The following is a 1,356-nucleotide window of genomic DNA, read 5'->3' on the forward strand; positions in this document are numbered from 1 at the left end:
CCGTAAGGGCGGAACCCTACGAAGCCGTTACCGCAGCAACGGATATGTACTCAATCAACCCGAAAAAAATAGCCAGCCCAGAAGCAAGCCCCCTCGCCACAGGTCTACCAGGCCATCGCAGGCAAGCCAGCTCCCACCCGTGTTAGCGATGTGACAGAACCACTCTCAATAACTTGTAAAACCCCGTCGATCCACCTAGCTTATGCGCCCCCCGCCCTGCGCTTTAAGGCCTTGCCCCATGGTTTTGCGTTTTCGCCCCGTCGTCACTTCGCGTTTCGCCCTCGGCCTGCTGCTCAGCGGCGGTATCGGTAGCAGCCTGGCAGCTGAAATAGAACTGCCGGCAGTGAACGTCCAGGGTCAGGATGAATCGGGGTATCGCACCAACACCGCCTCGGTCGGTGGCTTCGATGAAGCGCCGTTGCTCGAAACGCCCGCCTCGATCACCGTGATCAACGCCGCCATGATCAAGGACCAGCAAGCCCGCCTGCTCAGTGAAGTGCTGCGCAAAGACGCCTCGGTGGGCGACAGCTACGCCCCCATTGGCTACTACGAAAATTTTGTGGTGCGCGGCTTCTCGCTGAACGCGGCAAGCAGCTACAAGATCAACGGGCGCACCATCACCGGCGAGCAGAACGTCGCCCTGAAAAACAAGCAGCAAGTGGAAGTACTCAAAGGCCTGGCCGGTTTGCAAAGCGGGATTTCCGAGCCCAGCGGCGTGATCAACTACGTGACCAAGCGCCCGGAGGATGTGCGTTCGGTGACCGTGTCCACTGATGATCGCGGCAGCGGCTATGTCGCCACCGATGTCGGCGGTTGGTTTGGCAGCGAGCAGCAGTTCGGCCTGCGCGCCAACGTCGCCCATGAAGACCTCAATGCCTATGTGGAACACGCCAATGGCCAGCGCGATTTTGTGTCCCTGGCCTTCGACTGGAACATCAGCCCCGATGCGCTGCTGCAACTGGATGCGGAGTACCAGAACAAGCAACAGCGCTCGGTGCCGGGGTATCAGCTGTTGGGGGGAACCGAAGTACCGCATGGCGCGTCACCGAAAAAGCTGTTGGGGCACCAGAGTGGTTCCAAACAGGTCGGCATTGAGTCGCTGAACCTCAACGGCAAGTTCGAGTACCGCTTCAGTGATCAGTGGAAAGGCAGCGTAAGTGCGGCGCGCAGCAAGGTGGTGATTGATGATTACAGTTCGTTTGCCTGGGGCTGTTACTACGTAGGCAGCTGTAACGCCAACACCTTCAGCCCTGAGGGTGACTACGACATCTACGACTACCGCAGCCCCGACGACACCCGCCGCGACGATGAAATCCAGGCAGCCATGACCGGGCTGTTCGACACCGCAGGCCTGGG

1 protein-coding gene is annotated in these 1,356 nt (G+C 59.7%); it reads left to right on the top strand.

Features of this window, described 5'->3' with window-relative positions:
- Positions 1-238: 238 nt before the first annotated feature.
- Positions 239-1,356: TonB-dependent siderophore receptor (locus tag ACI77I_RS31965; protein WP_407000192.1), on the top strand; the 1,118-nt coding region annotated here is incomplete at its 3' end.

Source organism: Pseudomonas sp. D47 (genome assembly GCF_045447305.1).
In the GTDB taxonomy this organism is placed as follows: domain Bacteria; phylum Pseudomonadota; class Gammaproteobacteria; order Pseudomonadales; family Pseudomonadaceae; genus Aquipseudomonas.